Annotated in this window: 4 protein-coding genes; 1 reads left to right on the top strand and 3 read right to left on the bottom strand. The window is 65.3% G+C overall.

Annotated features, from left to right (window positions below; genetic code table 11):
• Positions 1–91: 91 nt before the first annotated feature.
• The 3 genes from VGP60_RS38135 to VGP60_RS38125 form a co-directional block, all read right to left on the bottom strand.
• Entirely contained in the window at positions 92–526 is a 435-nt protein-coding gene (locus tag VGP60_RS38135; protein ID WP_327553081.1) for a hypothetical protein, read from the bottom strand.
• Between the two features lie 142 nt (positions 527–668).
• Positions 669–1,376 (bottom strand): TetR/AcrR family transcriptional regulator, encoded by a 708-nt coding sequence (locus tag VGP60_RS38130; RefSeq protein ID WP_327553080.1) that lies wholly within the window; start codon positions 1,374–1,376, stop codon positions 669–671.
• A 266-nt stretch (positions 1,377–1,642) separates the two neighbouring features.
• Complete coding sequence (locus tag VGP60_RS38125) at positions 1,643–2,206, bottom strand: helix-turn-helix domain-containing protein (RefSeq protein ID WP_327553079.1); 564 nt, start codon at positions 2,204–2,206, stop codon at positions 1,643–1,645.
• Between the two features lie 101 nt (positions 2,207–2,307).
• Here VGP60_RS38125 and VGP60_RS38120 point away from each other — a divergent pair, with 101 nt between their 5' ends.
• A complete protein-coding gene (locus VGP60_RS38120; RefSeq protein ID WP_327553078.1) occupies positions 2,308–3,105 on the top strand; it encodes an oxidoreductase in 798 nt (265 codons plus the stop codon).
• The last annotated feature ends 41 nt before the right edge of the window (positions 3,106–3,146 follow it).

Below are 3,146 nucleotides of genomic sequence, written 5' to 3'. Positions count from 1 at the left end.
CCCACCGAACATCCGGCTGACACCTCGGGCAGCTTAAGTCAGTGGCATTGCTGTCGACAGATGGCGAAGGAAACGTTCGGCGTGACCGGCACTAGTTCTGGATCTTATAGCCCTTGTTGACGAGGTCGCCGACCTCCGGATACGTGTGCGGGTGCCGCAGCCCCGTCTCCTTCGGCCGGTGACGGATCTCGTACCACTTCACCAGGACGGCGATCACCGCGGCCACGACCGCGATGCCGGCCGCAACGGACCACAGCAGATCCCGTATTGCCGTGATCGCGCCGACGATGAGCAGCACGACGACCAGGCAGCCCGAACAGCCTGTCACCCCGTAGAAGACGTTGCTGGCCGGCCATGCCCGTCCGCATGGGCGGCACAGGGGAACTACGACCACGGTCTCGAGGTATTGCTTGTCCACTCCGAGGATGGCCGGGCTGTAACCGACGTGTTTGTGTAGCCGTACCCGTGCCGCATAGCCGGGTACGGCCGACCGCCGTTGGCAACTCCAGCAGAGATCTGTCGTCATCAGACGATGATCGTAACGTCCCCTCATCGCCGTCCGGCGGTCTCGGTCGCCGCGGCGCGCAGCTCTCCCCCGCCCAGGAGCGTCCGGGTGGCGGTACGCGGCATTCTCGCGAACGGTGCCGGGCCGCAGCGGGGACTCCTGTTCAGCCGGAGTGGTTCGGCCCTGGAGTGTTTGGCTGGTCACCTCGACTGAAGTCGGGCAACGATATGCCATTCAGAAGTACCTCGGCCACATTCTCGGCGTAGACGCGTACCTGCTTGTCGTCCGCCGAAGCCAGTTCGGGAACCATCAGTGAGACAAGGCCAATCTGGCCAAAGGGAGCCGACCCGCCCGATGTGAGGAGGAAGTAGAAGATCTCGGTCGGGATGTTCTTGATTCTTCCCTGCTCGCGCAGCTGTTCGAAAACCGGCATGAAATGCGATTGCACCGGCTTGATGTAGTTGTCGTAGAGATACTCCGATCGTTCTGTGCGAGCGGCGCCTTCCACCGTGACGATACGAGCAAGGTAAGGTCTCGTGGCGGAATATTCGATAAAGTTCCGAATCAACATGCGAAGCCTTATCATGGGGTCGGCCGATTCATCATCCGCGGTCTCCAGATATTCCAGGAGATTGCTGAAAGCCCAGTCGACGGCAGCGCGCCACAGATTGGCCTTGGAACCGAAGCGCTGATAAAGAAGGTTGCGGCTGACACCCAGCTGGTCATTGACCGTTCTCAATGAAACCCCGTTGTACCCGTGCACGGAGAAAGCCTCGATCGCCGCGGCCATGACCTCGTCTACGGGCGCGAGCTGGGCGTCTTTGCGCGGGCGTCCTCGCGGTCGGGTGACAGGCGTCGGAGTATCAGACATAGGACTACCTTAATGGCGCCTGCTCTTCCGTAGCCCTGGCCGCAGAAGAGCAGGCAGGACGAGCGTGGTCCACCAGCGCAGAGATCGCCGCGCGACACCGACAGCGCCAGTCGCCGTGTCTCCAGCCGGTTCCATGAACGCGGAGTGCCAACTCGTCCCGTCGCATGGTCGCTTGCTGTTGGCGCCCTGCGGGAGGCGGGCCAGTTCGGCGGGGGTGAAGTCGCGATCGTTGATCTGGCAGAGCCGCCGGAGTGGCTCACTGAATACTAGGGCCTGCGCAGGAGTTCACCCGCGAGCGTGAGCGCGGCGTCGGCTCGTTCGTCGCTCGTACCGCCCAGCTGTGTTTCCCTGGCCGCGGCCATCACCAGCGCGCTTACGGCCAAGCGACCGCGCATCCGGCCGTCGATGCTGGCGTCAGGGGCGAGCAGCTGGGTGAGCTCATCGGTGGAGTCGAGCAACTCGGCCGCGGCGGGCAGGCCACGCAGGGCGTGTTCGTTCACCCGCGCGCAGACCAATAGTGGACCGTTCTCGCCCTGGACTAGTGCGGCGAGTCGTTGCAGGACCTCGCTGCGCGCAGCCCAGCTCCCGGGTGCCGAGCGCAGAAATACGACGAGCTCTTCCAATGCCGGCAGGAGCCGACTGTACGAGCTCGTCAGCAGGTCCTCTTTGCTGCGGAAGTGGTGATAGACGGCCGGCCTGGTGATGGCGAGCCGGTCGGCGACCTGCGCCAAGCTGGTCTGTTCGTAGCCCTGCGTCGTGAACATCTCCAGTGCCGTGGCACGGATGCGCTCACGAGTGTCGGTACGCCGCCCGTCGGCGCGTTCAGTCATGGTGCCAGCATCTCACCCGGCAAACTGACTTACATGTAAGTAAGGTACTTTGCGTAGTGGACGATCCAGGCGGCCACAGCTTTCGGCGAAGGAGATCACGCATGGAACTCGACCCCGGTGCGGCTCCGGCTGGTATCGACGAGTCGTTTGCGGGCCTGCGGGTGCTTGTCACCGGGGGCAGCCGGGGGCTTGGCGCGGCGACGGTACGGCGGTTCGCCGCCGCGGGTGCCACCGTCCTGGCCGCCGCCCGCAAGGTGCCCGACGACGATTTGCCGGCCACGTTCTTCCCCGCCGACCTCGCCACGGCCGAGGGCGCTTCGAACCTGGCCCGCCAGGTGATCGACGCCGTGGGCGGAATCGACATCTTGGTCAACAATGCCGGTGCCGGTACCGCACCCGCGGACACGCTGGTCCGGACCGACGAGTCCTGGGAGTCCGACCTGCAAGTCAACCTGCTCAGCGCGGTGCGGCTCGATCGGCAGCTCGTCCCGGGCATGGTCGACCGGGGCCGCGGCGTCGTGGTCCACGTCTCCTCGATCGCCAGTCACCTGCCGCAACCCGGCCAGGTCGCCTACGCGGCAGCGAAGGCCGCGCTCAACACCTACAGTCGTGCGCTGGCCGCCGAAGTCGGCCCGCGCGGCGTGCGGGTGGTGACCGTGTTGCCCGGCTTCATTCCGACGCCGGGAGCGATCGCCCATCACCGCAAGATCGCCGAGAGCCGAGGCGTGAGCCTGGAGCAGGCCCAGCACGACCTCGCCACGAGCCTGAACGTGCCGATGGGCAGACCCGGCACTCCGGAGGACGCGGCCGAATTGATCGCGTTTCTCGCCTCGGGCCGCGCCCGTTGGCTGACCGGGGCCCAGTATCGGGTCGACGGCGGAATCATCCCTGTCGTGTGACCGCGATCAACGTGCAAAGGAGTCGTGAGTGGCAACAAGTG

Source organism: Amycolatopsis sp., assembly GCF_036008905.1.
Taxonomy (GTDB): domain Bacteria; phylum Actinomycetota; class Actinomycetes; order Mycobacteriales; family Pseudonocardiaceae; genus Amycolatopsis.
Note: the sequence above shows the minus strand (reverse complement) of the source record. Positions and strands in the feature narration are given on the sequence as shown.